Source organism: Bacillus infantis (assembly GCF_050107595.1).
Classification (GTDB): domain Bacteria; phylum Bacillota; class Bacilli; order Bacillales; family Cytobacillaceae; genus Bacillus_AB; species Bacillus_AB infantis_C.
The window spans coordinates 1-554 of the sequence record NZ_JBNILH010000029.1; the positions used below are offsets into that span (position 1 = coordinate 1).

General features: G+C 51.8%; 4 tRNA genes and 1 rRNA gene. All 5 read right to left on the reverse strand.

What is annotated here, in order from left to right:
- Nucleotides 1-50: 50 nt before the first annotated feature.
- Nucleotides 51-126: transfer RNA gene (locus ACQCVH_RS25240), tRNA-Val, on the reverse strand.
- A gap of 4 nt (nt 127-130) precedes the next feature.
- Nucleotides 131-205, reverse strand: a tRNA-Glu gene (locus ACQCVH_RS25245).
- A 33-nt stretch (nt 206-238) separates the two neighbouring features.
- Nucleotides 239-311 (reverse strand) — tRNA-Thr (locus ACQCVH_RS25250).
- Between the two features lie 31 nt (nt 312-342).
- A tRNA-Asn gene (locus ACQCVH_RS25255) sits at nt 343-417 on the reverse strand.
- A 14-nt stretch (nt 418-431) separates the two neighbouring features.
- Nucleotides 432-548: ribosomal RNA gene (gene rrf / locus ACQCVH_RS25260) — 5S ribosomal RNA — on the reverse strand.
- Nucleotides 549-554 lie beyond the last annotated feature (6 nt).

Consider the following 554-nt stretch of genomic DNA (forward strand, 5'->3'; position numbering starts at 1 on the left):
CTACTGATTACAAGTCAGTTGCTCTACCAATTGAGCTAAACCGGCAAATATGGTGGAGGATGACGGGATCGAACCGCCGACCCTCTGCTTGTAAGGCAGATGCTCTCCCAGCTGAGCTAATCCTCCAAAATGGTGACCCCTACGGGATTCGAACCCGTGTTACCGCCGTGAAAGGGCGGTGTCTTAACCGCTTGACCAAGGGGCCTTGCTATTAATTTAACAAATTATGATCTCTATAAGCTTCCAACCGGGCTCGAACCGGTGACCTCTTCCTTACCATGGAAGCACTCTACCTACTGAGCTATGGAAGCATTAGCCCAACACCTTAGGCGGTATTAAGGATGGCTCCGCAGGCAGGACTCGAACCTGCGACCGTTCGGTTAACAGCCGAATGCTCTACCACTGAGCTACTGCGGAATATTTTATGTTTCGCCCGGCAGCGTCCTACTCTCACAGGAGGAGAACCTCCAACTACCATCGGCGCTGAGAAGCTTAACTTCCGTGTTCGGTATGGGAACGGGTGTGACCTTCTCGCTATCGCCACCAGACTATTT